28 protein-coding genes and 1 tRNA gene are annotated in these 26,230 nt (G+C 60.9%); 21 read left to right on the forward strand and 8 right to left on the reverse strand.

Annotation, left to right across the window (positions count from 1 at the left end; translation table 11 throughout):
- Positions 1-1,275: a uracil-xanthine permease family protein gene (locus tag KJY40_RS25370; protein ID WP_230733458.1), complete on the forward strand. Its 1,275-nt coding sequence runs from the start codon at positions 1-3 to the stop codon at positions 1,273-1,275.
- Positions 1,276-1,382: 107 nt separating this feature from the next.
- Here KJY40_RS25370 and hemH read toward each other — a convergent pair whose 3' ends face one another.
- Positions 1,383-2,408 (reverse strand): ferrochelatase, encoded by a 1,026-nt coding sequence (gene hemH / locus KJY40_RS25375; protein WP_230733460.1) that lies wholly within the window; start codon positions 2,406-2,408, stop codon positions 1,383-1,385.
- A 13-nt stretch (positions 2,409-2,421) separates the two neighbouring features.
- A complete protein-coding gene (locus tag KJY40_RS25380; protein WP_230733463.1) occupies positions 2,422-3,324 on the reverse strand; it encodes a TIGR01777 family oxidoreductase in 903 nt (300 codons plus the stop codon).
- Positions 3,325-3,521: 197 nt separating this feature from the next.
- On the opposite strand from KJY40_RS25380, the gene KJY40_RS25385 reads away from it, so the two are divergent.
- The 12 genes from KJY40_RS25385 to KJY40_RS25440 all read left to right on the forward strand — a co-directional run bounded on the left by KJY40_RS25385 (position 3,522) and on the right by KJY40_RS25440 (position 13,547).
- Positions 3,522-4,508, forward strand: coding sequence for an NAD(P)/FAD-dependent oxidoreductase (locus KJY40_RS25385; protein WP_007951687.1), 987 nt, complete (start codon positions 3,522-3,524; stop codon positions 4,506-4,508).
- A complete protein-coding gene (locus tag KJY40_RS25390; protein ID WP_230733465.1) occupies positions 4,505-4,720 on the forward strand; it encodes a TIGR02450 family Trp-rich protein in 216 nt (71 codons plus the stop codon). The genes KJY40_RS25385 and KJY40_RS25390 overlap by 4 nt, the downstream gene beginning before the upstream one ends.
- A gap of 110 nt (positions 4,721-4,830) precedes the next feature.
- Positions 4,831-5,790, forward strand: a complete 960-nt coding sequence (locus KJY40_RS25395; protein ID WP_230733467.1) for a YbgA family protein — start codon at positions 4,831-4,833, stop codon at positions 5,788-5,790.
- A complete protein-coding gene (locus KJY40_RS25400; protein ID WP_230733470.1) occupies positions 5,790-6,731 on the forward strand; it encodes a MerR family transcriptional regulator in 942 nt (313 codons plus the stop codon). The genes KJY40_RS25395 and KJY40_RS25400 overlap by 1 nt, the downstream gene beginning before the upstream one ends.
- A 20-nt stretch (positions 6,732-6,751) precedes the next feature.
- Positions 6,752-8,197: a deoxyribodipyrimidine photo-lyase gene (phrB, locus tag KJY40_RS25405; protein ID WP_230733472.1), complete on the forward strand. Its 1,446-nt coding sequence runs from the start codon at positions 6,752-6,754 to the stop codon at positions 8,195-8,197.
- Positions 8,190-8,612: a nuclear transport factor 2 family protein gene (locus KJY40_RS25410; protein WP_230733474.1), complete on the forward strand. Its 423-nt coding sequence runs from the start codon at positions 8,190-8,192 to the stop codon at positions 8,610-8,612. Before phrB ends, KJY40_RS25410 begins: the two co-directional genes overlap by 8 nt.
- Entirely contained in the window at positions 8,609-9,391 is a 783-nt protein-coding gene (locus tag KJY40_RS25415) for an SDR family NAD(P)-dependent oxidoreductase (protein ID WP_230733476.1), read from the forward strand. Before KJY40_RS25410 ends, KJY40_RS25415 begins: the two co-directional genes overlap by 4 nt.
- Positions 9,388-10,635: an NAD(P)/FAD-dependent oxidoreductase gene (locus tag KJY40_RS25420; RefSeq protein ID WP_230733479.1), complete on the forward strand. Its 1,248-nt coding sequence runs from the start codon at positions 9,388-9,390 to the stop codon at positions 10,633-10,635. The genes KJY40_RS25415 and KJY40_RS25420 overlap by 4 nt, the downstream gene beginning before the upstream one ends.
- The gene (locus KJY40_RS25425; protein WP_230733480.1) at positions 10,632-11,447 is read left to right on the forward strand and encodes a DUF1365 domain-containing protein; all 816 of its coding nucleotides are present in this window, start codon (positions 10,632-10,634) and stop codon (positions 11,445-11,447) included. The genes KJY40_RS25420 and KJY40_RS25425 overlap by 4 nt, the downstream gene beginning before the upstream one ends.
- Positions 11,434-12,705, forward strand: coding sequence for an SAM-dependent methyltransferase (locus KJY40_RS25430; RefSeq protein WP_207983920.1), 1,272 nt, complete (start codon positions 11,434-11,436; stop codon positions 12,703-12,705). The genes KJY40_RS25425 and KJY40_RS25430 overlap by 14 nt, the downstream gene beginning before the upstream one ends.
- Positions 12,698-13,189 (forward strand): DUF2878 domain-containing protein, encoded by a 492-nt coding sequence (locus KJY40_RS25435; protein ID WP_230733482.1) that lies wholly within the window; start codon positions 12,698-12,700, stop codon positions 13,187-13,189. Before KJY40_RS25430 ends, KJY40_RS25435 begins: the two co-directional genes overlap by 8 nt.
- Positions 13,190-13,241: 52 nt before the next feature.
- On the forward strand, positions 13,242-13,547 hold the full coding sequence (locus KJY40_RS25440; protein ID WP_007951707.1) for a YkgJ family cysteine cluster protein: 306 nt from the start codon (positions 13,242-13,244) through the stop codon (positions 13,545-13,547).
- A gap of 40 nt (positions 13,548-13,587) precedes the next feature.
- On the opposite strand, the gene KJY40_RS25445 is transcribed toward KJY40_RS25440, so the two are convergent.
- The 6 genes from KJY40_RS25445 to hemA form a co-directional block, all read right to left on the reverse strand.
- Positions 13,588-14,106 (reverse strand): acyloxyacyl hydrolase, encoded by a 519-nt coding sequence (locus KJY40_RS25445; RefSeq protein ID WP_230733484.1) that lies wholly within the window; start codon positions 14,104-14,106, stop codon positions 13,588-13,590.
- A 110-nt stretch (positions 14,107-14,216) separates the two neighbouring features.
- The gene (gene murI, locus KJY40_RS25450; RefSeq protein WP_230733485.1) at positions 14,217-15,008 is read right to left on the reverse strand and encodes a glutamate racemase; all 792 of its coding nucleotides are present in this window, start codon (positions 15,006-15,008) and stop codon (positions 14,217-14,219) included.
- Positions 15,001-15,756: a molybdopterin-synthase adenylyltransferase MoeB gene (locus tag KJY40_RS25455; RefSeq protein WP_230733486.1), complete on the reverse strand. Its 756-nt coding sequence runs from the start codon at positions 15,754-15,756 to the stop codon at positions 15,001-15,003. Before KJY40_RS25455 ends, murI begins: the two co-directional genes overlap by 8 nt.
- Positions 15,750-16,580, reverse strand: a complete 831-nt coding sequence (gene prmC / locus KJY40_RS25460; RefSeq protein ID WP_230733487.1) for a peptide chain release factor N(5)-glutamine methyltransferase — start codon at positions 16,578-16,580, stop codon at positions 15,750-15,752. Before prmC ends, KJY40_RS25455 begins: the two co-directional genes overlap by 7 nt.
- Positions 16,581-17,663 carry a peptide chain release factor 1 gene (prfA, locus tag KJY40_RS25465; RefSeq protein WP_221616186.1) on the reverse strand — a complete coding sequence of 361 codons (1,083 nt, stop codon included), beginning with the start codon at positions 17,661-17,663 and terminating at the stop codon, positions 16,581-16,583.
- Entirely contained in the window at positions 17,660-18,946 is a 1,287-nt protein-coding gene (gene hemA / locus KJY40_RS25470; protein WP_007951716.1) for a glutamyl-tRNA reductase, read from the reverse strand. The genes prfA and hemA overlap by 4 nt, the downstream gene beginning before the upstream one ends.
- Positions 18,947-19,128: 182 nt before the next feature.
- Between hemA and KJY40_RS25475 the strand changes: the two genes are divergently transcribed.
- The 8 genes from KJY40_RS25475 to ychF all read left to right on the forward strand — a co-directional run bounded on the left by KJY40_RS25475 (position 19,129) and on the right by ychF (position 26,053).
- Positions 19,129-20,853, forward strand: a complete 1,725-nt coding sequence (locus KJY40_RS25475; protein WP_230733488.1) for a tetratricopeptide repeat protein — start codon at positions 19,129-19,131, stop codon at positions 20,851-20,853.
- A 3-nt stretch (positions 20,854-20,856) separates the two neighbouring features.
- Positions 20,857-21,474 carry a lipoprotein insertase outer membrane protein LolB gene (gene lolB / locus KJY40_RS25480; protein ID WP_230733489.1) on the forward strand — a complete coding sequence of 206 codons (618 nt, stop codon included), beginning with the start codon at positions 20,857-20,859 and terminating at the stop codon, positions 21,472-21,474.
- 3 nt (positions 21,475-21,477) lie between these two features.
- Entirely contained in the window at positions 21,478-22,329 is an 852-nt protein-coding gene (gene ispE, locus KJY40_RS25485; protein WP_230733490.1) for a 4-(cytidine 5'-diphospho)-2-C-methyl-D-erythritol kinase, read from the forward strand.
- A 37-nt stretch (positions 22,330-22,366) separates the two neighbouring features.
- Positions 22,367-22,441 (forward strand) — tRNA-Gln (locus KJY40_RS25490).
- Positions 22,442-22,488: 47 nt separating this feature from the next.
- Positions 22,489-23,430: a ribose-phosphate pyrophosphokinase gene (locus tag KJY40_RS25495; RefSeq protein ID WP_003171603.1), complete on the forward strand. Its 942-nt coding sequence runs from the start codon at positions 22,489-22,491 to the stop codon at positions 23,428-23,430.
- Positions 23,431-23,571: 141 nt separating this feature from the next.
- Positions 23,572-24,174 (forward strand): 50S ribosomal protein L25/general stress protein Ctc, encoded by a 603-nt coding sequence (locus KJY40_RS25500; protein WP_230733491.1) that lies wholly within the window; start codon positions 23,572-23,574, stop codon positions 24,172-24,174.
- A 171-nt stretch (positions 24,175-24,345) separates the two neighbouring features.
- The gene (gene pth / locus KJY40_RS25505; RefSeq protein WP_007951726.1) at positions 24,346-24,930 is read left to right on the forward strand and encodes an aminoacyl-tRNA hydrolase; all 585 of its coding nucleotides are present in this window, start codon (positions 24,346-24,348) and stop codon (positions 24,928-24,930) included.
- Between the two features lie 22 nt (positions 24,931-24,952).
- The gene (gene ychF / locus KJY40_RS25510; protein WP_230733492.1) at positions 24,953-26,053 is read left to right on the forward strand and encodes a redox-regulated ATPase YchF; all 1,101 of its coding nucleotides are present in this window, start codon (positions 24,953-24,955) and stop codon (positions 26,051-26,053) included.
- The last annotated feature ends 177 nt before the right edge of the window (positions 26,054-26,230 follow it).

Genomic DNA, 26,230 nt, shown 5'->3' on the forward strand with positions numbered 1-26,230 from the left:
ATGCAGCAAGAGTTCAACGATCCGCTCTGGCGCACGGTGCTGTCCGGCGCACAGATGCTGTTCGTGGCTTTCGGCGCCCTGGTGCTGATGCCACTGATCACGGGCCTGGACCCGAACGTGGCACTGTTTACCGCAGGTCTTGGGACGATTCTGTTCCAGATCGTCACCGGGCGTCAGGTGCCGGTGTTCCTGGCATCGAGCTTCGCCTTCATCACCCCGATCATTCTCGCCAAGGGCCAGTTCGGCCTGGCGGCGACCATGGGCGGCGTGATGGCGGCCGGTTTCGTCTACACCTTCCTTGGCCTTGCCGTGAAGATCAAAGGCACCGGCTTCATTGACCGTCTGCTGCCGCCAGTCGTAATTGGCCCGGTGATCATCTCCATCGGCCTGGCCATGGCGCCGATTGCCGCGAACATGGCGATGGGCAAGGCCGGTGACGGTTCGGAGTTGATCCATTACCAGACCGCGATGATGATCTCGATGCCGGCGCTGTTGACCACGCTGATCGTGGCGGTGTTCGGCAAGGGCATTTTCCGTCTGGTGCCGATCATTTCCGGCGTGCTGGTGGGTTTTGCCCTGTCCTTCTACTTCGGCGTGGTCGACACCGCGAAGATTGCCGCGGCACCGTGGTTCGCCCTGCCGGCCTTCACCGCACCGGAGTTCAACTGGCAGGCGATCCTGTTCATCGTCCCGGTGGCACTGGCCCCGGCCATCGAACACATCGGCGGCGTGATTGCGGTCGGCAGCGTGACCGGTCGTGATTACCTGAAGAAGCCTGGCCTGCATCGCACCCTGCTCGGTGACGGCATCGCCACCACCGCAGCCGGCCTGTTCGGCGGCCCGCCCAACACGACCTACGCCGAAGTGACTGGCGCGGTGATGCTGACCAAGAACTACAACCCGAAAATCATGACCTGGGCGGCGATCTTCGCCATCACCCTGGCGTTCATCGGCAAGTTCGGCGCCCTGCTGCAAAGCATTCCGGTGCCGGTGATGGGCGGGATTCTGTGTCTGTTGTTCGGTTCGATCGCGGCGGTGGGGATGAACACCCTGATCCGTCACAAGATCGACCTGGGCGAGGCGCGCAATCTGGTGATCGTTTCGGTAACCCTGGTGTTCGGTATCGGTGGTGTGCTGGTCGGTACCGGCACCGGTCCCGACGACTTCGGCCTCAAAGGCATCGCGCTGTGCGCGGTGGTGGCGATTGCGCTGAACCTGATCCTGCCGGGCAATGACAGCTGGAAACACAAGAAGGCGGATGAGCCGCTGATCTAAACTTTTAGATCTTCATCGCCTGACAGTCAGCCTTCGCCAGCAAGCCCGCTCCCACATTGAAATGCAATCAAATGTGGGAGCGGGCTTGCTCGCGAAGCTTTTGACTTTTAGAGGGACAACGGCGCCCGTTCACAAAGTGTTGCCAACGCCTTCGCCCATTGCGGGTCGTCATTCAGGCACGGCACCAGCACCAGCTCCTCTCCCCCCGCCTCGCGGAACTGCTCCTTGCCCCGATCGCCGATCTCTTCCAGGGTTTCGATGCAATCGGCGACAAACGCCGGGCACATCACCAGAATCTTTTTCACGCCGCTTTTGGCCAGTTCATCCAGCCGCGCTTCGGTGTAGGGCTCGATCCACTTCGCCCGGCCCAGTCGCGACTGAAACGACACCGACCATTTACCGTCTGGCAAACCCATGCGTTCTGCGAACAACGCCGCTGTGCGCAGACATTGGGCGCGATAACAAGTGGCCAATACCGCAGCCGAGGCATTCTTGCAGCAATCTTCATTCTTGAAGCAATGATTGCCGGTCGGGTCGAGCTTGGTCAGATGCCGCTCCGGCAAACCGTGGAAGCTCAGCAACAGGTGATCGTAATCCTGCTGCAAGTGCGGCTTGGCGCTCGCCACCAGCGCGTCGAGGTATTCCGGCTGATCGTAGAACGGCTGCAACACCGACAGTTGCACATCGAGTTTTTTCTCGCGCAGCACCCGCCTGGCCTCTTCAATCACGGTGGTGGTGGTGCTGTCGGCGAACTGTGGATAAAGCGGCGCGAGGGTGATGCGTTTGTGCCCCGCCGCCACCAGTTTCAGCAGGCTTGTCTCGATCGACGGCTCGCCGTAACGCATGGCCAGCTCAACCGGGCCGTGAGTCCACTGTGACCTCATCTGCTGTTGCAGGCGACGGCTGAGCACCACCAGCGGCGACCCCTCGTCCCACCAGATCGAGGCGTAGGCGTGGGCCGACTGCTCCGGGCGCTTGATCAGGATCAGCGACACCAGCAGACGCCGTATCGGCCACGGCAGGTCGATCACGTACGGGTCCATCAGAAATTGATTGAGGTAGCTGCGCACGTCGGCCACCGAAGTGGAGGCCGGCGAACCCAGGTTGACCAGAAGCAAGGCGTGATCGGTCATGCAACGTCCTATTTCAGAGGCGGCTGGAAAGATCGTCCAGGGCCGCGCGTAAATCCGTGAACCGGAAAGTGAATCCCGCTTCCAGCAAGCGTTTGGGCGTGGCCCGTTGGCCACCCAGCAACAGCAATGACATCTCGCCGAGCCCGACCTTCAACGCGAGGGCCGGCATCGGCATGAACGCCGGGCGGTGCAGCACGCTGCCCAGCGTCTTGGCGAATTCGCGATTGCGCACAGGTTTCGGCGCGCACGCATTATAAGGACCGCTCGCCTGATTGCGGTGCAGAAGAAAATCAATCAGGGCGATTTGGTCATCGATATGAATCCACGGCATCCACTGCCGACCGTTGCCCAAAGGCCCGCCCAGCCCGAGCTTGAACGGCAGCAGCAGGCGCGACAAAAAGCCGCCCTCGGCCGACAGCACCAGCCCGGTGCGCACCAGCACCACACGAATATCCATCGCTTCGGCGCGTTGCGCGGTTTCCTCCCAGGCGATGCACAACTGGCTGGCGAAATCATCGATCACTGGCGGCGAGTCTTCGGTCAACTCACGCTCGCCGCCGTCACCGTACCAACCCACGGCCGAGCCCGAAATCAACAGCGACGGTTTCTGCCCGCGATGTTCAAGCCACGCCAGCAACGATTCGGTCAGCGTGATCCGGCTGCTCCACAACAACGCCTTGCGTCGATGGGTCCACGGCCGGTCGGCAATCGGCGCGCCGGCGAGGTTGACGATCACATCGACCGGTTCGTCGCCAAGGTCCTCCAGACGGGCGATTCCACGCACTTGGGCGCCACAGATTTTCGCGACTTTTTCCGGACGACGACTCCAGACCGTCAGGCGATACCCCTGCCCGGACCAGTGCCGGCAAAGCTGACGTCCGATCAATCCAGTACCGCCGGTCAGCAATATGTGCATGACTTCTTCCTCGCGTGGCGTTTTACCCCGATCACTAGTCTATTTTTATAAACAGGGATCTTTTCTATCGGGCAGGCTCTATTGTTTAACCATAGGCCAAGCTGTCAGAACGAGAACGCTGGAAGTTATACCAAAAAACAAAATTGTACAGGTTTCATCCACGGCGTAGTCTGTACAGAAAGGTAAACGAGGCCCCTATGACTGTACCCATCGCAATCATTGGCACCGGCATCGCCGGACTCTCCGCCGCCCAGGCCCTGACGGATGCCGGGCATACCGTTCAGTTGTTCGATAAAAGCCGCGGCAGCGGCGGGCGCATGTCGAGCAAGCGCAGCGACGCCGGTTCGCTGGACATGGGCGCGCAATACTTCACCGCCCGTGATCGGCGCTTCGTCACCGAAGTCCAGCGCTGGCAAAGCAAAGGCTGGGTCGCCGAATGGGCGCCGCAGCTCTACACCTTTCATGGCGGGCAGTTGAACCTGTCCCCGGACGAACAGACCCGCTGGGTCGGCACGCCGCGCATGAGCGCCATCACCCGGGGCCTGCTCGATGGCCTGGAAGTGCATTTCGCCTGCCGGATCACCGAGGTCTATCGCGGCGAAGAACACTGGCACCTGCAAGACGCCGAAGGCTTCACCCACGGGCCGTTCAGCCACGTCGTGATCGCCACGCCGGCGCCTCAGGCCACCGCTCTGCTGGCCGCCGCGCCGAAGCTCGCCGGCGCCGCCGCCGGGGTGAAAATGGATCCGACCTGGGCCGTCGCCCTCGCCTTCGACACGCCGCTGGATACGCCGATAGAAGGCTGCTTCGTCCAGGACAGCGCACTCGACTGGCTGGCCCGCAACCGCAGCAAACCGGGACGCGACACCACGTGCGACACCTGGGTCCTGCACGCCACCAGCGCCTGGAGCCGGCAACACATCGACCTGCCCAAGGAAGCGGTGATCGAACAATTGCACGGCGCCTTCGCCGAATTGCTGCACAGCGCCATGCCGGCTCCGACCTTCAGCCTCGCCCACCGGTGGCTCTATGCCCGTCCGGCCAGCAGTCATGAATGGGGCACCCTGGCCGATGCCGATCTGGGCCTGTACGCCTGCGGCGACTGGTGCCTGTCGGGCCGGGTCGAAGGGGCGTGGCTCAGTGGCCAGGAGGCTGCACGACGTTTGCACGAGCACTTGCAGTGAACCGCATCAACCCGCGTAAATTGCTGCTGTCGAAATGGACAGCAGCCCACCCGCAAAACCGAGAAAAACATTTTCTGGTGACCGAGCTGCTCCGCGACGAGGACGGCATGGTGCTGGAAGTCGAGTTGCAGGCGGTGCTGACCCGGCGTACCGAGCAATGCGACTGGCAAACCCTGCAAGATGATTCACGCTGGAAAATGGGCTGGCGCTGAAAACCTCAAAAACCTATACAAACAATTTGACTTGTACACCTTTGAATCTATGCTAAAAGAATGTTGTACAGATCTATTCATCTGTACAGGTTCAGATTCGAGGTTGCTGCATGTCCGACTCATCGACGTCCCCACCGAAAATCGCCATCAGCGCCTGCCTGATGGGCGCCGAAGTGCGCTACAACGGTGGGCACAAGGAGTCGCGGCTCTGTACCCGCACCCTCAGCGAGCATTTCGAATTCGTCCCGGTGTGCCCGGAAGTCGCGATCGGCCTCGGAATTCCCCGCGAGCCGATCCGCCTGGTCGGTGATCCGGAACAACCCGAAGCCCTCGGCACCGTCGACCGCGAGATCAACGTCACCGGGCCGCTGGCGGAATATGGCCAGAAGATGGCCGCCGAGCTGAACGACATCTGCGGCTACATCTTCATGCAGCAATCGCCGTCCTGCGGGCTGGAGCGGGTCAAGGTCTATCACACGAACGGCGCGCCACTGGGCAACGGTCGCGGGATCTACGCCCAGGCGTTCTGTGCGGCGCACCCCGAATTGCCGGTGGAAGAAGCCGGGCGCCTGAACGATCCGGTGCTGCGGGAAAACTTCATTACCCGAGTGTTCGCCTACAGCGACTGGCAACAGGTGCTGCGGCAAGGTCTGAGTCGTCGCGCGCTCACCGACTTTCATTCGCGCTACAAATACCTGCTGATGGCCCACAACCCGGTGCAATACAAGGCGCTGGGCAATTTGCTGGGCAACATGGGCCGGCTCGATCCCGAAGAACTCGGCCCGCGCTATTTCAGCGAACTAATGGCGGCGCTGAAAAAATGCGCCACCCGCCGCACCCACAGCAATGTCCTGCAGCACATCAGTGGCTACCTGAAACAGGCGATCAGCCCCGAAGACAAACAGGAAGTGCAGCACATCATCGGCCAGTACCGGCACGGCATCGTGCCGCTGGTGGTGCCGTTGACGCTACTCAAGCACCACTTTCGCCTCCACCCGGATCCCTACATCGCGCAGCAGGTGTACCTGCAACCGCATCCGGAAAACCTCAGCCTGCGAAATGCCATTTGATGAACGACTCACCCGACACCAGCGCCCGGGAAGACCTCGGCGCCGACTTCAAGAAAGCCCTCGACGAAGGCTGGCTGCCAATTCGCGAAGTCGCGCGCCAGACCGGCGTGAATGCCGTCACCCTGCGCGCCTGGGAACGCCGCTACGGGCTGATCATTCCGCAGCGCACGCCCAAGGGCCATCGTCTGTACAACGCCGAGCATGTGCAGCGCATCCAGAACATCCTCACCTGGCTCAACCGCGGCGTTGCGGTCAGCCAGGTCAAGCCGCTGCTCGACACCACGCAGGCGTTCAACGAACCGGTGGAAAACGAATGGCATCCGCTGCGCCAGGCCGCCCTGCTCGCGGTCACGCATCTGAACGAGCGCAGCCTCGACGACAGCATCAACCAGGCGATGGCTCTGTACCCGCCACGCACCCTGTGCGAGCAATTGCTGCTGCCGCTGCTGACGGATCTCGAACAACGCTGGCAAGGCCAGTTCGGCGCGCAGATGGAGCGAGTGTTTTTTCATGGCTGGTTACGCAGCAAATTCGGCGCGCGCATCTACCATAACAATCGTCAGCTGCGCACAGCGCCGCTGTTGCTGGTCAATCAGTCGGACCTGCCGCTGGAACCCCATCTGTGGCTCTGCGCCTGGCTGATCAGCAGCGCCGATTGCCCGGTGCAGGTGTTCGACTGGCCGCTACCGACCGGTGAACTCGCCCTGGCAGCCGACCATCTGCAAGCCCGCGGCGTACTGCTGTATTCCAGCAAAGCCATGAACCTGTCGCAGCTGTCGAAACTTTTGAACAGCGTCAGTTGCCCAAAAATGATTGCCGGACCAACGGTGTGCATTCACCACGCCGAGTTGTCCGCCAGAACATCCGAAATCGCTGACTTGCTCCTGGCCGAAGATCCTCTTTCGGCACATCGGGTGCTGGTTCAGCGTGGGTTGATTTAATGATTCAGACAGAGACCGACATGCAATTGATCTGGCTGCGCAGCGATCTGCGCCAACACGACAACACTGCCCTCGCGGCCGCCGCCGAGCGTGGTCCGACCGTGGCCGTGTACCTGTTGAGCCCGCAGCAATGGCAGGAACATGACGACGCGCCCTGCAAGATCGATTTCTGGCTGCGCAATTTGCGCGAGTTGAGCAAAAGCCTTGGTGCCCTGAACATCCCGCTGTTGATCCGCACCGCGCCTCACTGGGATCAGGCACCCGCCGTGCTGCTCGAACTCTGTCGGCAACTGAAGATCGAGGCCGTGCACGTCAACGAGGAATACGGCGTCCACGAAAGCCGTCGCGATGCCGCCGTCGCCGAGTCGTTGCAAGCGGCAGGCATAACCTTCCACAGCTACCTCGACCAATTGCTGTTCAAACCCGGCAGTGTGCTGACCAAAACCGGCACTTACTTTCAGGTGTTCAGCCAGTTCCGCAAAGTCTGCTACGAACGCCTGCACCGCTCGATGCCTTCGCTGAAACAGGCGCCGGGTAAACAGTCAGCGCTGAACATCACCAGCGACCCCGTTCCAGTAGCCATCGAAGGGTTCCCGACACCGGGCGAATCCCTGCGCGCCCTGTGGCCCGCCGGTGAAGCCGAGGCCCGGCGCCGCCTCGACACGTTCGCCGATGTGCAGATCGACTACTACAAGAGCGAGCGCGACTTCCCGGCCAAACCCGGCACCAGTCAGCTCTCGGCCTATCTGGCCGCTGGCGTGATCTCGCCGCGCCAATGCCTGCACGCCGCCCTGCAATGCAATCAGGGGGAATTCGAAAGCGGCAAGGTCGGGGCTGTCACCTGGATCAATGAATTGCTGTGGCGCGAGTTCTACAAGCACATCCTCGTCGGCTATCCGCGGGTTTCACGCCATCGCGCCTTCCGCCCGGAAACCGAAGCCCTGGCCTGGCGCGATGCCCCGGAGGACCTGGCCGCCTGGCAAGAGGCCCGCACCGGCTTGCCGATCATCGACGCGGCCATGCGCCAACTGCTGGAAACCGGCTGGATGCACAATCGCCTGCGAATGGTGGTGGCAATGTTTCTGACCAAGAACCTGCTGATTGACTGGCGCGAAGGCGAGCGCTTTTTCATGCGCCACCTGATCGACGGCGACCTGGCCGCGAACAACGGCGGCTGGCAGTGGAGTTCTTCGACCGGCACCGATTCGGCGCCGTACTTCCGTATCTTCAATCCGGTCAGCCAGTCGGAAAAATTCGACAGCGAAGGGCTGTTCATCAAGCACTGGCTGCCGGAGCTGGCCGGGCTGAACAAGAAAGAGGTGCACAACCCGGCCAGTGCCGGCGGGCTGTTCGGCGTCGCAGACTATCCGGCGCCGATCGTCAATCTGAGTGCATCACGGGATCGGGCGCTGGCAGCGTTCAGGAATCTGCCGTCACGTTCATCTACAGGAGAAGGTGATGAGTGAATTCCTGCGCCACTTCGCCCGGCAGTTCGCACAGTTGAACAAAGACAACCTGCATGGCCTGGATGCGTTGTACAGCGAGGATGTTCATTTCACCGACCCCCTGCACGAAGTGCAGGGGCTGGCGCAATTGCGCGGCTATTTCAGCGAGTTGTATGCCAACGTCAACGAACTGCGCTTTGATTTCCACGGTTTCGACCAGATCGGCGACTGCGAAGGTTATTTGCGCTGGGTCATGAGCTACCGCCACCCGCGACTGGCCGGCGGACGACTGATCAGAGTTGCCGGCTGTTCGCATCTGCTGTGGCGCGACAAGGTTTACCGCCACCGGGATTACTTCGATGCCGGGGCACTGCTTTATGAACATTTACCCGTATTGGGCCGGGTGATTGCCTGGCTGAAAAGGAGATTGGGATGAGCCGTACAGCTCCAAGGCGTTATTGGCTGACCGGTGCCAGCAGTGGCATCGGCGCTGCGCTCGCAGAAGAAATCCTCAAGACCGGTGCACACCTGGCAGTCAGTTCGCGCCAGGTCGCACCGCTCAAGGTGTTGTCGCAACGTTATCCGGGGCAGGTGCTGGTGGTGCCCGGCGATCTGACCAACAGTCAGACCGTGCGTGAAATCGGCGAACAGATCGCTGCGGACTGGGGATCGCTCGATACGGTAATCCTCAACGCCGGCACCTGCGAATACGTCGATGCCCACCAGTTCGACGCCTCGATCATCGAACACGTGGTGCGCACCAATCTGCTCGCCAGCAGCTACTGCATCGAAGCCGCCCTGCCGTTGCTGCGCAAAGGCACGGCACCGCATCTGGTGGGCATGGCCAGCTCGGTGACCTATGTGCCGTTGCCACGGGCCGAAGCCTATGGCGCGTCAAAGGCCGGGCTGCGTTATCTGTTCGAATCCCTGCGTATCGATCTGGCCGACGAAGGCATTGAAGTCACCGTGATCAGCCCCGGTTTCGTCGACACTCCGCTGACTGCCAAAAATGATTTTCCGATGCCGCTCAGTTGGCCTGTGGATAAAGCCGCGCGGCATATTTTTGCCAGGCTGAAGGAGCGGCCACTGGAAATCGCCTTTCCGGCGCTGTTCATGGCGGTCCTGTGGCCCTTGTCGAAAATGCCCGCGCGCGTACAACTGGCGATTGGCAAACGCATGGTGCGCAGCAGCCCACCACTCAGGGACCCGACGTGAAAATCGCCATCGTCGGCACCGGCATCGCCGGTTTGACCTGCGCTTACCTGCTCGCTCGCCGACATGACATCACCGTGTTCGAAGCCGACGCCCGGGTCGGCGGCCATACGCACACGGTGCCGGTGACCGTGGACGGGCGCGAGTTCGCGGTGGACACCGGCTTCATCGTGTTCAACGACTGGACGTATCCCAACTTCATTCGTTTGCTCGGCCAGTTGGGTGTGGCATTCAAGCCCACCGAGATGAGTTTTTCGGTGAACGATCCGGACACCGGCCTGGAATACAACGGCAATAACCTGAACAGCCTGTTCGCCCAGCGCAGCAATCTGCTGTCACCCGGATTCTGGGGCATGTTGCGCGACATCCTGCGGTTCAATAAAGAAGCCCGGCGCGACCTCGCCGAACAGCGAATCACCGCCGACACCACCCTCGACGATTACCTCAAGGCCGGCGGCTACGGCGAGCGTTTCATCCTGCATTACATCGTGCCGATGGGCGCGGCGATCTGGTCGATGCCGATGGCCGAGATGCTCAATTTTCCGTTGCAGTTCTTCGTGCGATTTTTCGAGAATCACGGATTGCTGTCAGTCAGCAATCGCCCGCAGTGGCAGGTGATCGAGGGTGGCTCCAGTGCCTACATCACGCCGTTGACCGCGTCGTTCAAGGAGCGCATCCGCCTGAACTGCCCGGTGGGCCGGATCGATCGCGACGCGCACGGCGTGGTTATCCACAGCCCCGCCGGCATCGAACGTTTCGACAAAGTGGTGCTGGCCTGTCACAGCGATCAGGCCCTGCGACTGCTGGGAAATCCTGACGATAAAGAACGGGAAATCCTCGGCGCCCTGCCCTACGCCGACAATGAAGTGGTGCTGCACACCGACACCCGCCTGCTGCCCGCGCGCAAACGGGCCTGGGCCAGCTGGAATTATCGCCTCGGCGGCGCCGGTCATACCCAGGCCGCCGTGACCTACGACATGAACATCCTGCAAGGCATCCACAGCGACACCACGTTCTGCGTCAGCCTCAACCAGAGCGCCGGGATCAGCCCGTCCAAAGTGCTCGCGCGATTCACCTACGCCCACCCGCAATTCAGCCTCGCAGCGGTGGCGGCGCAGCAGCGCTGGGCCGAAATCGACGGCGAGCAGCACACGCATTATTGCGGCGCTTACTGGGCCAACGGCTTCCATGAGGACGGCGTGGTCAGCGCCCTGCGTGTGGCCGCGTCCTTCGGAGAAAGCCTGTGAACAGCGCGCTCTACAGTGGCTGGATCGCCCATCGGCGATTTGCCCCGCGCCGTCATGAGTTCCGTTACCGGATCGGCATGCTGTATCTCGATCTGGCTGAACAGGAGGCGGTGCTGGGCCTGTCCCGACTGGCAGGCGCCAGCCGCTTTGCGCCGTTTTCATTTCGCGAAACCGACTACCTGAAAACCTTCACCGGCCGGGGCGTGCGTCTGAGCGATGCAGTGCGGCAACTGGTGGGCGAAGCCCTGGGCCATGCGCCAAAAGGTTCGATCTGCCTGCTGAGCCAACCGCGCAGTTGGGGCCTGGCGTTCAACCCGGTGAGTTTTTTCTATTGCCACGAGGCCGACGGCCAACTGGCGGCGATCCTCTGCGAAGTCAGCAACACCCCGTGGCGCGAGCGTTATCACTACGTGCTGCCGGCAAGAGCGCCGACCAACCTGCAGGATCTTCACCAGCACTTTGCCGTGGCCAAGGCGTTTCATGTCTCGCCATTCCTGCCGCCGGATCTGGAATACCGCATGAGTTTCAGCCCTGCCGCGCAGATCCTGGGTGTGCACATGGCCGACTGGCAAGGCGAGCAAAAACTGTTCGACGCCACCCTCGACCTGAGACGTGAGCCCCTTGATCGGCGCCACTTGCATCGGCATCTGTGGCGCTTTCCCTGGATGACCGCCAAGACCGCGCTGGCGATTTATTGGCAGGCGCTGCGCCTGTTGCTCAAGCGCACGCCGGTGTTTGCCCACCAGCGCGCCGACGACCGTTTTCGAACCGCCACCGTACCGCCCGAGGAACGTCACCATGAAATCCACTAGCGTCTCGGCCAAAGCCAGCCTGCTCAGCCCCCACGGCCTGAGCGGTTCGCTGCTGCGCCGGGGAGTACTGCGCCAGCTGGAGCAGCTCAAACAGGGCCAACTGATCGTCATCGAGGACGGCGAACGTCATGTCTTCGGCACGCCGGGCAGCGCGTTGGTGGGGGAAATTCAGGTCATGGATCCGGCTGCCTGGGGGCTGGTCGCCGGCAATGGTTCGATCGGTGCCGGTGAGGCTTTCATTCATGGCTACTGGCGTTCGCCGGATCTGACGGCGGTGGTGCGGGTCTTCGTCAGCAACCTTGAAGTGCTCGACGGAATGGAAGGTGGCCTGGCCCGGCTCGGTCGCCCGTTGGTACGCGGGTTGCACTGGCTCAACCGTAATACGCGCAAGGGCTCGCAGAAAAACATCGCCGCGCATTACGACCTCGGCAATGACTTGTTCGAACAGTTTCTCGATCCGACCATGATGTATTCGGCCGCGCAGTTTCTCAGCCCCGACGACAGCCTGGAGCAGGCGCAACTGAACAAACTGGAGCGGATCTGCCAGAAACTCGCGCTCAAGCCCGGCGACCATCTGCTGGAAATCGGCACCGGCTGGGGCAGCATGGCGCTGTACGCGGCCCAGCATTATGGCTGCAAAGTCACCACCACCACGCTGTCGAAGGAGCAGTTCGCCTTCACCGCCGCGCGCATCGAACGCCTCGGTTTGCAGGATCAGGTGACGCTGCTGCTCAAGGACTACCGCGACCTCACCGGCCAGTACGACAAACTGGTGTCGATCGAGATGATCGAGGCGGTCGGCCACCGTTTCCTGCCGACCTACTTCAAACAGTGCGCGCACCTGCTCAAGAGCAACGGCCTGATGCTGCTGCAAGCGATCACCATCCGCGAACAGCGCTACGAGCAGGCGCGTCGTGGCGTGGACTTTATCCAGCGTTACATTTTCCCCGGCGGCGCCCTGCCCTGCGTGCAGAAAATGCTCGAGATCGTCAGCCGCGACACCGACATGAACCTGCTGCACATGGAAGATTTCGGCCTGCACTACGCCCGTACCCTGCGCCTGTGGCACGAGAATTTTCGGCATGCGCAGGGGCGTCTGACCGAGCTGGGCTATGACGATTACTTCCTCAGGTTGTGGGAGTTTTACCTGTGTTATTGCGAGGGCGGATTCCTCGAACGCACCATCGGCACCGCGCAACTGCTGCTGGCCAAACCGGCAGCGATGACCGCGCCATTGCTGGGCCGGTTCGATGCTTGAGCGGTTGGCCAATGCAGTCCTGTTCCAGATCGGCTGGCTGGCCTGCGTACTCGGCGGTAACAGTTTGTGGTTGCTGCTGGCGCTGGCGGTGCTGGTGATTCATCTGCGCTGGATCAGCAGTTGGGCGCAGGACGGCCGGTTGGTCCTCAGCGTGGTGATTATCGGCACGGCGGTGGACAGCGTGTTGCACGGCCTCGGGGTCTTCGAGTTCAAGGATCTGTCGCCGCTGATTCCGCTGTGGCTGATGTTGCTCTGGGCGTTGTTTGCCACGACTTTACGTCATTGCCTGCGATGGAGCGCGAGGCCATGGTGGCTGGCCAGCCTGCTTGGCGCGGCAGGTGGCGCGCTGTCCTATGGCGCCGGCGGACGACTGGCCGGTGTGCAGTTTCCGTTCGGAGAATTACCGACCCTGATCGGCATCGCGCTGCTGTGGGCCTTGCTGTTTCCGCTGCTGCACCAATTGTCCCGGCGGCTGGCGCGCTAAACGCCTGTCAGGCCTTTCACACGGTCATCGGTCACTGCCGTACACTGGCGCCATGAAAACCATTCCCCATCGGCAAATCGCCGAACCCGAGGTCACGTGCTCGACCTGTGCAGCCTGCTGCTGCCAGCTTGAAGTGATGCTGATCACCGACACCGGCGTACCCGAGCGTTTTATCGATACCGACGATTGGGGTGGTGAAGTGATGCTGCGTCTGGACGACGGCTGGTGTGCGGCGCTGGATCGCGACACGATGATGTGCACGATCTACGAGAAGCGTCCGCTGATCTGCCGCGAGTTCGAAATGGGCGCGCCGGAATGCATCGACGAACGCCAGGGGATTGCCACGGCGTATCGCTGAATGTGAAAAGGGAGCGCGATGCGCTCCCTTTCTTGTCTGCCTACAGCGGCATCGTGTAATGCAGCGAGTAGCTTTCGACCCCGTCGTTGTTGCTGCTCAGGCCGGCGTTGGAATAGTGCGTCGCACGGATCCCGACTTCATGCCCGCCATTGAAGCGCAGGCCGAAACCGAAGCGGTCTTCGAACTGGAAGGCGCCACCGAGTTTGTTGTCCTCGTACTCGGTGTTGGAGAACAGCGCCACGCCGATCCCTGCCTCGACATACGGTTTGACCGACTGACCGGCGAACTCGTAAACCAGCACCGGCGAGAACGACAGGCTGTTGTTGCCGGAGGTCTTGTCACCTTCCCAATAGGTATAGGCACCGCTCCAGTAGCCGGTCAGGCGACCGACGTCGCTTTGCAGCCAGCTGGTGTCCCAGTCGAAATTCATCCCCAGGCGATAGGTCATCGTCGAATCACTGGTGGCCCCCACTCCGAATTCAACGCCAGCCGCTTGTGCAGTAAAACTTTGCCCCATCAGTGCGGCCGCAATCGCGGCCAAGCAGAATAGTCGCTTCACTTGAAACTTCCTTTTCCGGAACGAACGTTTGGTTTTCTTGTTGCCTGACGCTATAGAAATCTGCGCTTAAAAAGAAGTTCAGCTTATTTTTCGGTTATTTCACAGTTTTTTTACAAACTGAAGCTTTGCACATCGCCAGGTGTCTGTCCCAGCATCGGCAGGATGTTTTTCAACGATCGCGGATCGGCACTGGTCCAGAATTGCACGGGACGATTCGGGCCGTCAGCCAACAGATTCCGCTCGGCCAGAAGGCGCTGAAGTTGCCGCGCCACGGCGGCGCCGGTGTCGATCAGACTGATGTCGTCAGGGAGCATCGTCTTGAGCATCGACTTGAGAAACGGGTAATGGGTGCAGCCGAGAATGATCGTGTCGCAACCGGCCCCCAACAAAGGTTCGACGTAATGCTGAAGCAGCCGACGCAACTCTGCGCTCTGCAGATCACCGCTTTCGATGAGTTCGACCAGCCCGGGACACGGTTGAGTAATCACTCGCACATCCGTGGCGAAGCGATCGAGCAAAGCGGCGAACTTGGCGCTCTGCAAAGTACCGGTAGTGGCCAGAACGCCGACTACACCACTGCGGGTGGCAGCGGCGGCCGGCTTGACGGCTGGTTCCATACCGACAATCGGCCAGTCCGGGAAATCACGTCGCAGATCGGCGACGCCGGCCACAGTCGCCGTGTTGCAAGCAATCACCAGCGCCTTGGCGCCCTGCTCGCGGAAAAAACCGGCCATTACGCTGCAACGCTGGCGGATGAATTCCGGGGTTTTCTCGCCATAAGGAATATGGCCGCAATCGCCGAGGTACAGCAGCGATTCATTCGGTAGCAGTTGCTGGATTTCCGCCAGCACCGACAGACCGCCGACGCCGGAATCGAAGACGGCAATCGGCGCTTCACGCATGGTGCGATCCACAGACGCTGCAACCCGGGTCGCGCTTGACCCGCAGCTCACGGAATCGCGAGCCCAGTGCATCGATCAACAACAGCCGCCCCACCAGTGGCTCGCCAAAATCCGCCAGCAGCTTCAAGGCTTCCAGCGCTTGCAGGCTGCCGACCAGACCGACCAGCGGCCCGACCACGCCGGCCTCGCTGCAAGTCAGCTCGGCTTCGCTGCCGTGACCGTACAGGCAGTGGTAGCACGGGCTCTCGGCACGACGCGGGTCGAACACCGAGAGTTGCCCTTCGAGGCGGATCGCGGCGCCGCTGACCAAGGGCTTGCGCGCCACCACGCACGCGGCGTTGACCGCTTCGCGGGTGGAGAAATTGTCCGAGCAGTCGAGCACAAGTTCCACCGCTGCCACGGCGGCGGCGAGGGAATCCTCGTCCAGTGCCTGACGATGAGGGACCAGCTTTATTTCAGGGTTGATCGCGCTGAGGCGCTTGAGCGCCGAGTCGACTTTGGTCATGCCGACGCTGTCGGTGTCGTGGATGATCTGGCGTTGCAGGTTGGTCAGGTCGACCGTGTCGAAATCCGCCAGGTGCAATTCACCGACCCCCGCCGCTGCCAGATACAAGGCAACCGGCGCGCCGAGACCGCCGAGGCCGACGATCAAAACACGGCTGTCCTTGAGCTTCAGCTGGCCGTCGATGTCGATGTGTTGCAGCAGGATCTGCCGACTGTAGCGCAACAATTCCTGATCATTCAGCACGGCAGGCGCCCCAGACTGATCCGTTGATGGCCGCCCAGATCGGTGCGGCTGTGGACTTCTTCGAAACCTTGGGTCAGCAGCAGATCGCGCACGGCTTCGGCTTGATCATAGCCGTGTTCGAGCATCAGCCAGCCACCGGTCTCCAGATGGGCCGGCGCCTGGGCGATGATCAGACGCAGATCGTCGAGCCCGTCGATGCCGGCCACCAATGCGCTTTGCGGCTCGAAGCGCACATCGCCTTCCACAAGATGCGGATCGGCGGCGCGAATGTACGGCGGGTTGCTGATGATCAGCTCGAAACGCTTGCCTTCGAGGGCGCTGAACCAGTAACTGCTGAGCACCGTGGCGTTGTCCAAGTGCAGGCGCTGGCGATTACGTTCGGCCAGGGCCACGGCTTCCAGCACACGATCCACGGCGGTGACTTTCCACGCCGGACGCTCGCTGGCCAGAGCCAGGGCAATCGCCCCGCTGCCGGTGCCGAGGTCGAGAACCTTGGCCGGGGTCGCCGGCAGCAATTCCAGTGCGGCTTCCACCAGCAGTTCGGTGTCCGGGCGCGGGATCAGCGTGTGCGGCGCGACTTCCAGATCCAGCTTCCAGAAACCCTGCTGACCCAGAATGTAGGCGACCGGCTCGCCGCTGCGACGACGCTGCAGGTACTCGGCGAAGACCAGTGCGGCTTCGCTGGGCACGATGCGCTCGGGCCAGGTGTGGAGAAAACTGCGCGACTTGCCCAGTGCGGCGGCCAGAAGCAATTCGGCATCCAGACGCGCGGTGGGCGAGTCCGGCAGTTCGGCGGCGCGCAACAGGCTGGCGATGATGGTCATTTACTCACCTATCGCTGCGAGTTGGTCGGCCTGGTATTCGGCCAGCAACGGCTCGATCACCGCTTCGACGCCACCGGCGAGGATTTCGTCGAGGGAATACAGGGTCAGGTTGACGCGATGGTCGGTGACACGGCCCTGGGCAAAGTTGTAGGTGCGGATGCGCTCGGAGCGGTCACCGGAACCCACCAGCAATTTACGTTCGCTGGCGATGGCGTTGGCCGCCGCTGCGGTCTGCTGGTCGTTGAGCTTGGCCGACAGCCAGGCCATCGCCCGGGCACGGTTCTTGTGCTGGGAACGTTCTTCCTGGCACTCGACCACGGTGCCGGTCGGTATGTGGGTGATGCGGATCGCCGAATCGGTGGTGTTGACGTGCTGACCACCGGCCCCGGAGGAACGGTAAGTGTCGACGCGCAAATCCGCCGGGTTGATCTCGATGGCTTCACGCTCGTCCGGCTCGGGCAATACCGCCACGGTGCAGGCCGAGGTGTGGATACGGCCCTGGGACTCGGTGGCGGGTACACGCTGTACGCGGTGCGCGCCGGATTCGAATTTCAGTTTGCCGTAAACGTTGTCGCCCTCGATACGGGCGATGACTTCTTTATAGCCACCGTGTTCGCCTTCGTTTTCCGAAAGGATTTCCACACGCCAGCCACGGCGTTCGGCGTAACGCGAATACATGCGGAACAGGTCGCCGGAGAAGATCGCCGCCTCGTCGCCACCGGTGCCGGCGCGGATTTCGAGAAAGACGTTGCGCCCGTCGTTGGGATCCTTGGGCAGCAACATGCGTTGCAGGTCGGACTCCAGCGTGATCAGCAACTCCTTGGCTTCGCGGACTTCTTCCACGGCCATTTCACGCATGTCCGGGTCGCTGTCCTTGAGCAGCGCCTGCGCGCCTTCAAGATCGCTTTGTACACCGAGCAGCTTTTTATAGCCTTGTACCACCGGCTCAAGTTCGGCGTATTCCTTGGAATAGGCGCGGAATTTGGTCTGGTCGGAAATGACTTCGCCGTCGCCGAGCAGCGCGGTCAGTTCCTCGAAACGGTCCTGGAGAATGTCCAGCTTATTGAGCAGTGACGCTTTCATTGCGGTTTTTTATCCGAAAAGCTATCCGGTGAGCCCTCGAGGGCAAAGAGTTCCTGAGCCATGGCCAGCGCATCGAGGCGGCCTTCGGCAGAAAGCTTTTTCAACTGCACGCTCGGGGCGTGCAGCAGTTTGTTGGTCAGGCCACGGGCCAGTTGCCCGAGCACGTCTTCGGCGTTGCCGCCGTTGGCCAGCAGGCGCAGGGCCTTTTGCAGTTCTTCGTCGCGCAGGCGTTCGCTCTGCTGACGATAGGCCTTGAGCACGTCGACCGCCGCCAGCTCGCGCAGGCGCACCATGAAATCGTCGGCGCCGACCGAAACCATCTCTTCGGCCGCCTGCGCTGCGCCCTGACGGCTCTTGAGGTTTTCGGCGACCACTTCGTGCAGATCATCGACGCTATAGAGGTAAACGTCGTCGAGTTCGCCGACTTCTGGCTCGATGTCACGGGGAACGGCGATGTCGACCATGAAGATCGGTTTGTGCTTGCGCAGCTTCAGCGCGCTTTCCACCGCACCTTTACCGAGGATCGGCAACTGACTGGCGGTAGAACTGATGACGATGTCGCTGCGTACCAGTTCGGCGGGGATGTCCGAGAGCAACACCGCGTGGGCACCGAACTGTTCGGCCAGCAGGCTGGCGCGCTCCAGTGTCCGGTTGGCAACCACGATGCGTTTGACGCCCAGCTCATGCAGATGGCGGGCGACCAGAGTGATGGTCTCGCCGGCGCCGATCAGCAGGGCCTGGCTGCGTTGCAGGTCGCTGAAAATCTGTTTGGCCAGGCTGACGGCGGCAAACGCCACGGACACCGGGTTTTCGCCGATGGCGGTGTCGGTGCGCACTTGCTTGGCGGCATTGAAGGTCGCCTGGAACAGTCGCCCGAGCAGCGGACCGATGGTGCCGGCCTCGCGGGCCACGGCGTAGGCCGATTTCATCTGGCCGAGAATCTGCGGTTCGCCCAGCACCAACGAGTCGAGCCCGGAGGCGACGCGCATCATGTGACGAACTGCCGCATCATCTTCATGCACATAAGCACTCGCGCGCAGCTCATCGAGGCTTAAATGGTGATAGTCGGCCAGCCAGCGCAGCACGATATCGGCCGAAAGCTGATCCTGTTCTATATACAGCTCACTGCGATTGCAGGTGGAGAGGATCGCAGCTTCGCGACTGTCGGTGAGTCGGCAGAGCTGCTGCAAGGCCTCCACCAGCTGCTCAGGGGTAAAGGCCACGCGCTCGCGGACGTCTACTGAAGCAGTCTTGTGGTTGATACCGAGTGCAAGGAAGGCCATTCAAGGTCGCTGATGGTGACGTGAAGCCGGCAATTGTCCTACTTCGTCAGATTCAGAACAACTACCGCTGACTATTGTGCCAATTGTCGGCCCCTATAATGGCCACAATCGAGACTCGGTTATGTTTGGCCGAAGGCTTGTGTCATGATGATCCGACCGCAGGTTAGTCGTCCTCTTCCTATATGAATAGATCTTCCGCGTTGCTCCTCGCTTTTGTCTTCCTCAGCGGCTGCCAGGCCTTGGCCCCCGTTTCGCAGGACGGTGCCTCACCGGTCGAAGACACCACGCCGGCCCCTGAAAAACCCAAGGTTTACAGCTCGTTCAGCCAGGAAACGGTGTTCAGCCTGCTGAGCGCCGAGCTCGCTGGCCAGCGCAATCGTTTCGACATTGCCCTGGACAACTACGTGACCCAGGCCATCAACACCCAGGATCCAGGCGTCTCCGAGCGTGCTTTCCGCATCGCCGAGTACCTGGGTGCCGACCAGCCGGCCCTCGACACCGCGCTGATCTGGGCGAAAAACGCCCCGGACGACCTCGAAGCGCAACGCGCCGCCGCCGTGCAACTGGCTCGCGCCGGGCGCTATGACGACTCGATGGTCTACATGGAGAAAGTCCTGCAGGGCAAGGGCGACACCCATTTCGACTTCCTCGCGCTGTCGGCCGCCGACACCGATCAGGAAACCCGCAACGGCCTGATGAAAAGCTTCGACCGCCTGTTGCAGCGTCACCCGAACAACAATCAGCTGATTTTCGGCAAGGCCCTGCTGATGCAGCAGGACGGCGACACCCAAGGTGCGTTGACCCTGCTCGAAGACAATCCGCCGGAGGACGGCGAAATCGCCCCGATCCTGCTGCGCGCACGCCTGCTGCAAGGGCTGAACCGTGGCGACGAAGCGCTGCCGCTGCTGCAGAAAAGCATCAAGAAATACCCGGACGACAAGCGCCTGCGCCTGACCTACGCGCGGATGCTGGTAGAACAGGACCGGATGGACGACGCCAAGGTCGAGTTCTCCACCCTGGTTCAGCAATATCCGGAAGACGACGAACTGCGTTACTCGCTGGCACTGGTCTGCCTGGAAGCCAAGGCCTGGGACGAGGCCAAGGGTTATCTGGAAGACCTCATCGCCCGGGAAAGCCATGTCGACTCGGCGCACCTGAACCTGGGCCGCATCGCCGAAGAACGCAACGACCCGCAAGGCGCGCTTATCGAGTACGCCCAGGTCGGCCCCGGCAACGACTATCTGCCGGCGCAACTGCGTCAGGCCGATATTCTGATGAACAACGGCAAGACCGCCGAAGCCCAGAGCAAACTGGCCGCCGAGCGTGACGAACAACCGGATTACGCGATCCAGTTGTACCTGATCGAAGCCGAAACCCTGTCCGCCAACAATCAGGGCGACAAGGCCTGGAAAGTCCTGCAACAAGCGTTGCAGCAGTACCCGGACGATCTGAATCTGCTTTACACCCGCGCGATGCAGGCGGAAAAGCGCAATGATCTGGCGCAGATGGAAAAAGACCTGCGCCTGATCATCAAGCGCGATCCGGACAACGCCATGGCCCTCAACGCCCTCGGCTACACCCTGTCCGACCGCACCACCCGCTACGCTGAAGCCAAGGCGCTTATCGAGCAGGCGCACCAGATCAACCCGGAAGACCCGGCGGTGCTCGACAGCCTCGGCTGGGTGAACTTCCGCATGGGCAATCTGGAGGACGCCGAGAAATACCTGCGTCAGGCCCTCGAGCGCTTCCCCGATCACGAAGTCGCCGCTCACCTGGGCGAAGTGCTGTGGACCAAGGGCAAGCAACGCGAAGCGAAACAAATCTGGGGCAAGTTCCTCAAGGACCAGCCTGACAGCACCATCCTGCGCAGCACCATCAAGCGCCTGACCGGATCCGAGACTCTTTAACTCATGTTTTTGCGCCACGTCATAGTTTTCAGCTTCATCGCCCTGCTCGCCGGTTGCGCGGGCTTCGGCGCCCGTGAATCGGTCGAGGGCCACGGCAATCCGGCACAGTGGACCGCGAACAAACAACACCTGACCGGCCTCGACGGCTGGCAGATCGACGGCAAGATCGGCATCCGTGCCCCGAAAGACTCGGGCAGCGGCACGCTGTTCTGGCTGCAACGTCAGGATTACTACGACATCCGTCTGTCCGGCCCGCTGGGTCGTGGCGCGGCGCGACTGACCGGCCGTCCGGGCGCGGTGTCGCTGGAAGTGGCAAATCAGGGTCGCTATGAAGCGCCGACCCCGGAAGCGCTGGTCGAAGAACAACTGGGCTGGAAACTGCCGGTCTCGCATCTGGCCTGGTGGGTTCGTGGCCTCCCGGCACCGGACAGCAAAAGCCGTCTGACCCTGGACGGCAACAGCCGTCTGGCCAATCTGGATCAGGATGGCTGGCAGGTCGAATACCTCAGCTACGCCGAGCAGAACGGTTACTGGCTGCCCGAGCGGATCAAGCTGCATGGCACCGATCTGGACGTGACGCTGGTCATCAAGACCTGGCAACCGCGCAAGTTGGGGCAATAACGCATGAGCGCTCCACGCCTGACGCTGCCCTCGCCAGCCAAACTCAACCTGATGTTGCACATTCTCGGTCGCCGTGAAGACGGTTATCACGAGTTGCAGACGCTTTTTCAGTTCCTCGACTACGGCGACGAAATCACCTTCGCCGTACGTGAAGATGGCGTGATCCGCCTGCACACCGAATTCGACGGCGTGCCCCACGACAGCAACCTGATCGTGCGTGCAGCGAAAAAACTGCAGGAACAATCCGGCTGCTCGCTCGGCATCGATATCTGGATCGACAAGATCCTGCCGATGGGCGGCGGCATCGGTGGCGGCAGCTCGAACGCGGCCACTACCTTGCTCGGCCTCAATCATTTGTGGCAACTGGGCTGGGATGAAGATCGCCTGGCGGCACTGGGCCTGACGCTGGGCGCCGATGTGCCGGTGTTCGTGCGTGGCCATGCGGCTTTCGCCGAAGGTGTCGGCGAGAAACTGACCCCGGTCGAGCCCGCCGAACCGTGGTATGTCGTGCTCGTTCCGCAAGTCTCTGTTAGTACGGCAGAAATTTTTTCAGATCCATTGTTGACACGTAACACGCCGCCCATTAAAGTGCGCCCCGTTCCCGAGGGAAACAGTCGAAATGACTGCTTGCCGGTGGTATCGAGGCGTTATCCAGAAGTACATAACGCATTGAATTTGTTAGGTAATTTTACCGAAGCAAAACTCACCGGAACTGGAAGTTGTGTGTTTGGGGGCTTCCCAAGCAAAGCTGAAGCTGATAAAGTCTCGGCCCTTCTGACAGAGACCCTTACAGGGTTTGTAGCGAAAGGAAGCAACGTTTCGATGTTGCATCGCAAGCTGCAAAGTCTGCTCTAAAGGAATCAAGTGCTCGGCACTTGCAAGCAACAGATACAGGGGCGTCGCCAAGCGGTAAGGCAGCAGGTTTTGATCCTGCCATGCGTTGGTTCGAATCCAGCCGCCCCTGCCATTTTCCTATACTCATCCAGGTATACCCTCAGCCTTCAGGTACTGCGCGTGTCCAAGATGATGGTCTTTACGGGGAACGCTAACCCCGATCTGGCTCGGCGTGTCGTACGTCAGCTGCATATCCCTCTCGGTGACATCTCTGTCGGTAAATTCTCCGACGGCGAAATTACAGCCGAGATCAATGAAAACGTTCGCGGTAAAGACGTCTTCATTATTCAGCCGACTTGCGCTCCGACCAACGATAACCTGATGGAACTGGTAGTGATGGCTGATGCCTTCCGCCGCTCCTCGGCTACTCGTATCACTGCTGTTATTCCTTATTTTGGTTATGCCCGTCAGGATCGCCGTCCGCGTTCCGCACGTGTGGCTATCAGCGCGAAAGTCGTTGCTGACATGCTCACCGTAGTCGGCATCGACCGTGTTCTCACGGTTGATCTGCATGCTGACCAGATTCAGGGTTTCTTCGATATTCCGGTAGATAACATCTACGGCTCCCCGGTTCTGGTGGATGACATCGAAGATCAGCGCTTCGAGAACCTGATGATCGTGTCCCCGGACATTGGTGGCGTCGTGCGTGCACGTGCCGTTGCCAAATCCCTGGGCGTGGATCTCGGGATCATCGACAAACGCCGTGAGAAAGCCAATCACTCTGAAGTGATGCATATCATCGGTGATGTCGAAGGGCGTACCTGCATCCTGGTCGATGACATGGTCGATACCGCCGGCACTCTGTGCCACGCGGCCAAGGCCCTGAAAGAGCATGGCGCAGCCAAGGTCTTTGCCTACTGCACACACCCTGTGCTGTCGGGTCGGGCCATCGAGAATATCGAAAATTCCGTGCTGGACGAGCTGGTGGTCACTAACACCATCCCGCTGTCCGCTGCAGCACAAGCCTGTGCACGTATCCGTCAACTGGATATCGCACCGGTTGTTGCCGAAGCGGTTCGCCGCATCAGCAATGAAGAATCGATCAGCGCGATGTTCCGTTAAGGGCCCTGCCCTTCTCGAAATGTCTCGTTGACGAAAAGCGCCCCGCCCCGGCATTCCTGCCGGGGCGGGGCTTTTTTGCCCATACCGTGTTCGGCGCTGGTCGCAAACGCCACTCGGTCATGGCTATTTTGGAGATACAAAATGAACGATTTTACTCTGAATGCTGAAGCGCGTTCCGACCTGGGGAAAGGTGCGAGCCGCCGCCTGCGTCGTCTCGCCGCCCTGGTTCCAGCTGTTGTTTACGGTGGCGACAAAGCCCCTGAATCCATCAGCATGCTGGCCAAAGAAGTTGCCAAACTGCTCGAAAACGAAGCTGCCTACAGCCACGTTATCGAACTGAACGTTGGTGGCACCAAGCAAAACGTGATCATCAAGGCTCTGCAACGTCACCCGGCCAAAGGCCACGTGATGCACGCTGACTTCGTCCGCGTTGTTGCCGGCAAGAAACTGACCGCTATCGTTCCTGTGCACTTCATCAACGAAGCTGCTCCAGTGAAGAAAGGCGGCGAGATCTCGCACGTTGTTGCTGAAATCGAAGTTTCCTGCGAAGCCAAAGACCTGCCTGAGTTCATCGAAGTCGACCTGGCTAACGCTGAAATCGGCACCATCGTTCACCTGTCGGACCTCAAAGCTCCTAAAGGTGTCGAGTTCGTTGCTCTGGCACACGGCGATGACAAGGCTGTTGCCAACGTCCACGCTCCACGTGTTGCTCCAGAAGCTACCGAAGAAGGCGCAGCAGAGTAATTCACTCTGTCATGCCTGAGTGAGCAGGTAACATCGCGGACTGGAACGTAGCGAGAAAGCGGGCGGGAACGCGGAGTTTACATCCATGGTAAATGAGCATTTTTCGTCCACTTTCGCCGCCTTCCCTGATCGCGGCGATGTTATCCACCACTCAAAGGAAGGGCCCCTATCGTGACTGCCATCAAACTGATCGTTGGCCTGGGAAATCCAGGCGCTGAATACGAACAGACCCGGCATAACGCAGGGGCCCTTTTTGTTGAGCGCATCGCCCACGCACAGAACGTGAATCTCGTGGCCGATCGCAAGTATTTCGGCCTGACCGGGCGTTTTTCGCATCAGGGTCAGGATGTTCGTCTGCTGATTCCCACCACCTACATGAACCGCAGCGGCCAGGCCGTGGCGGCACTCGCCGGTTTCTTCCGCATCAAGCCCGAAGAAATCCTGGTGGCGCACGACGAACTCGATCTGCCTCCGGGCGTCGCCAAACTCAAAGTCGGCGGCGGCCATGGCGGTCACAACGGGTTGCGCGACATCATTGCGCAATTGGGCAATCAGAATACGTTCCACCGCCTGCGGCTTGGCATCGGCCACCCGGGCGTCGCCAGTATGGTTTCAAATTTCGTCCTGGGTCGTGCGCCACGCGCCGAACAGGAAAAACTCGATGCCAGCATCGACTTTGCCCTCGGCGTGCTGCCGGATATCCTCGCCGGTGAATGGAACCGCGCGATGAAAAACCTGCACAGCCAGAAGGCCTGACTCCAATCCAAGGGGAAACACCATGGGATTCAATTGCGGCATCGTCGGCCTGCCTAACGTCGGCAAGTCCACCCTGTTCAACGCCCTGACCAAATCCGGGATCGCGGCCGAGAACTTCCCCTTCTGCACCATCGAGCCGAACAGCGGCATCGTGCCGATGCCGGATCCGCGTCTGGACGCTCTGGCGGCCATCGTCAATCCGAAGCGCATCCTGCCGACCACCATGGAATTCGTCGACATCGCAGGCCTGGTTGCCGGCGCCTCGAAAGGTGAAGGCCTGGGCAACAAGTTCCTGGCCAACATCCGCGAAACCGACGCCATCGCTCACGTCGTGCGCTGCTTCGAAGACGAGAACGTGATCCACGTTTCCAACAGCGTCGATCCGAAGCGCGACATCGAAATCATCGACCTGGAACTGATCTTCGCTGACCTCGACAGCTGCGAGAAACAACTGCTGAAAGTCGCGCGCAACGCCAAGGGCGGTGACAAGGACGCGGTGGCCCAGAAGGCCCTGCTCGAGCAACTGATCCCGCACTTCACTGAAGGCAAGCCTGCACGCAGCCTGATGAAAAACATGAGCGCCGACGAAAAGGCGATCATCAAGGGCTTCCACCTGCTGACCACCAAACCGGTCATGTACATCGCCAACGTCGCTGAAGACGGTTTCGAGAACAACCCGCACCTGGACGTGGTCAAGGCCATCGCCGAAGAAGAAGGCGCCATGGTTGTTCCGGTCTGCAACAAGATCGAAGCGGAAATCGCCGAGCTGGACGACGGTGAAGAGAAAGACATGTTCCTCGAGGCCCTGGGTCTGGAAGAGCCTGGCCTGAACCGCGTGATCCGCGCTGGCTACGAAATGCTGCACCTGCAGACCTACTTCACCGCCGGTGTCGAAGAAGTCCGCGCCTGGACCGTCCGCGTCGGTGCCACCGCACCGCAAGCCGCTGGCGTGATCCACACCGACTTCGAGAAAGGCTTCATCCGCGCCGAAGTGATCGCCTACAACGACTTCATCCAGTACAAGGGCGAAGCCGGTACCAAGGAAGCCGGTAAATGGCGTCTGGAAGGCAAGGACTACATCGTCAAAGACGGCGACGTGATGCACTTCCGCTTCAACGTGTGACGGACTCCGTGGAATTCCACGGAGCTTGATGGACCTCGCCCCCCCGTAATCACCAGGTGATACGGGGGTTTTGCGTTTAAGCGCAACCATCCTCATCCATTGAGATCCGAGTGTTGTTTGGCTAGTCTTCCGGGTACGACGCCCAAAACCCGATTTTAAAAACCGGGTATGGCGGGA

The organism is Pseudomonas fitomaticsae, assembly GCF_021018765.1.
GTDB classification, from domain to species: domain Bacteria; phylum Pseudomonadota; class Gammaproteobacteria; order Pseudomonadales; family Pseudomonadaceae; genus Aquipseudomonas; species Aquipseudomonas fitomaticsae.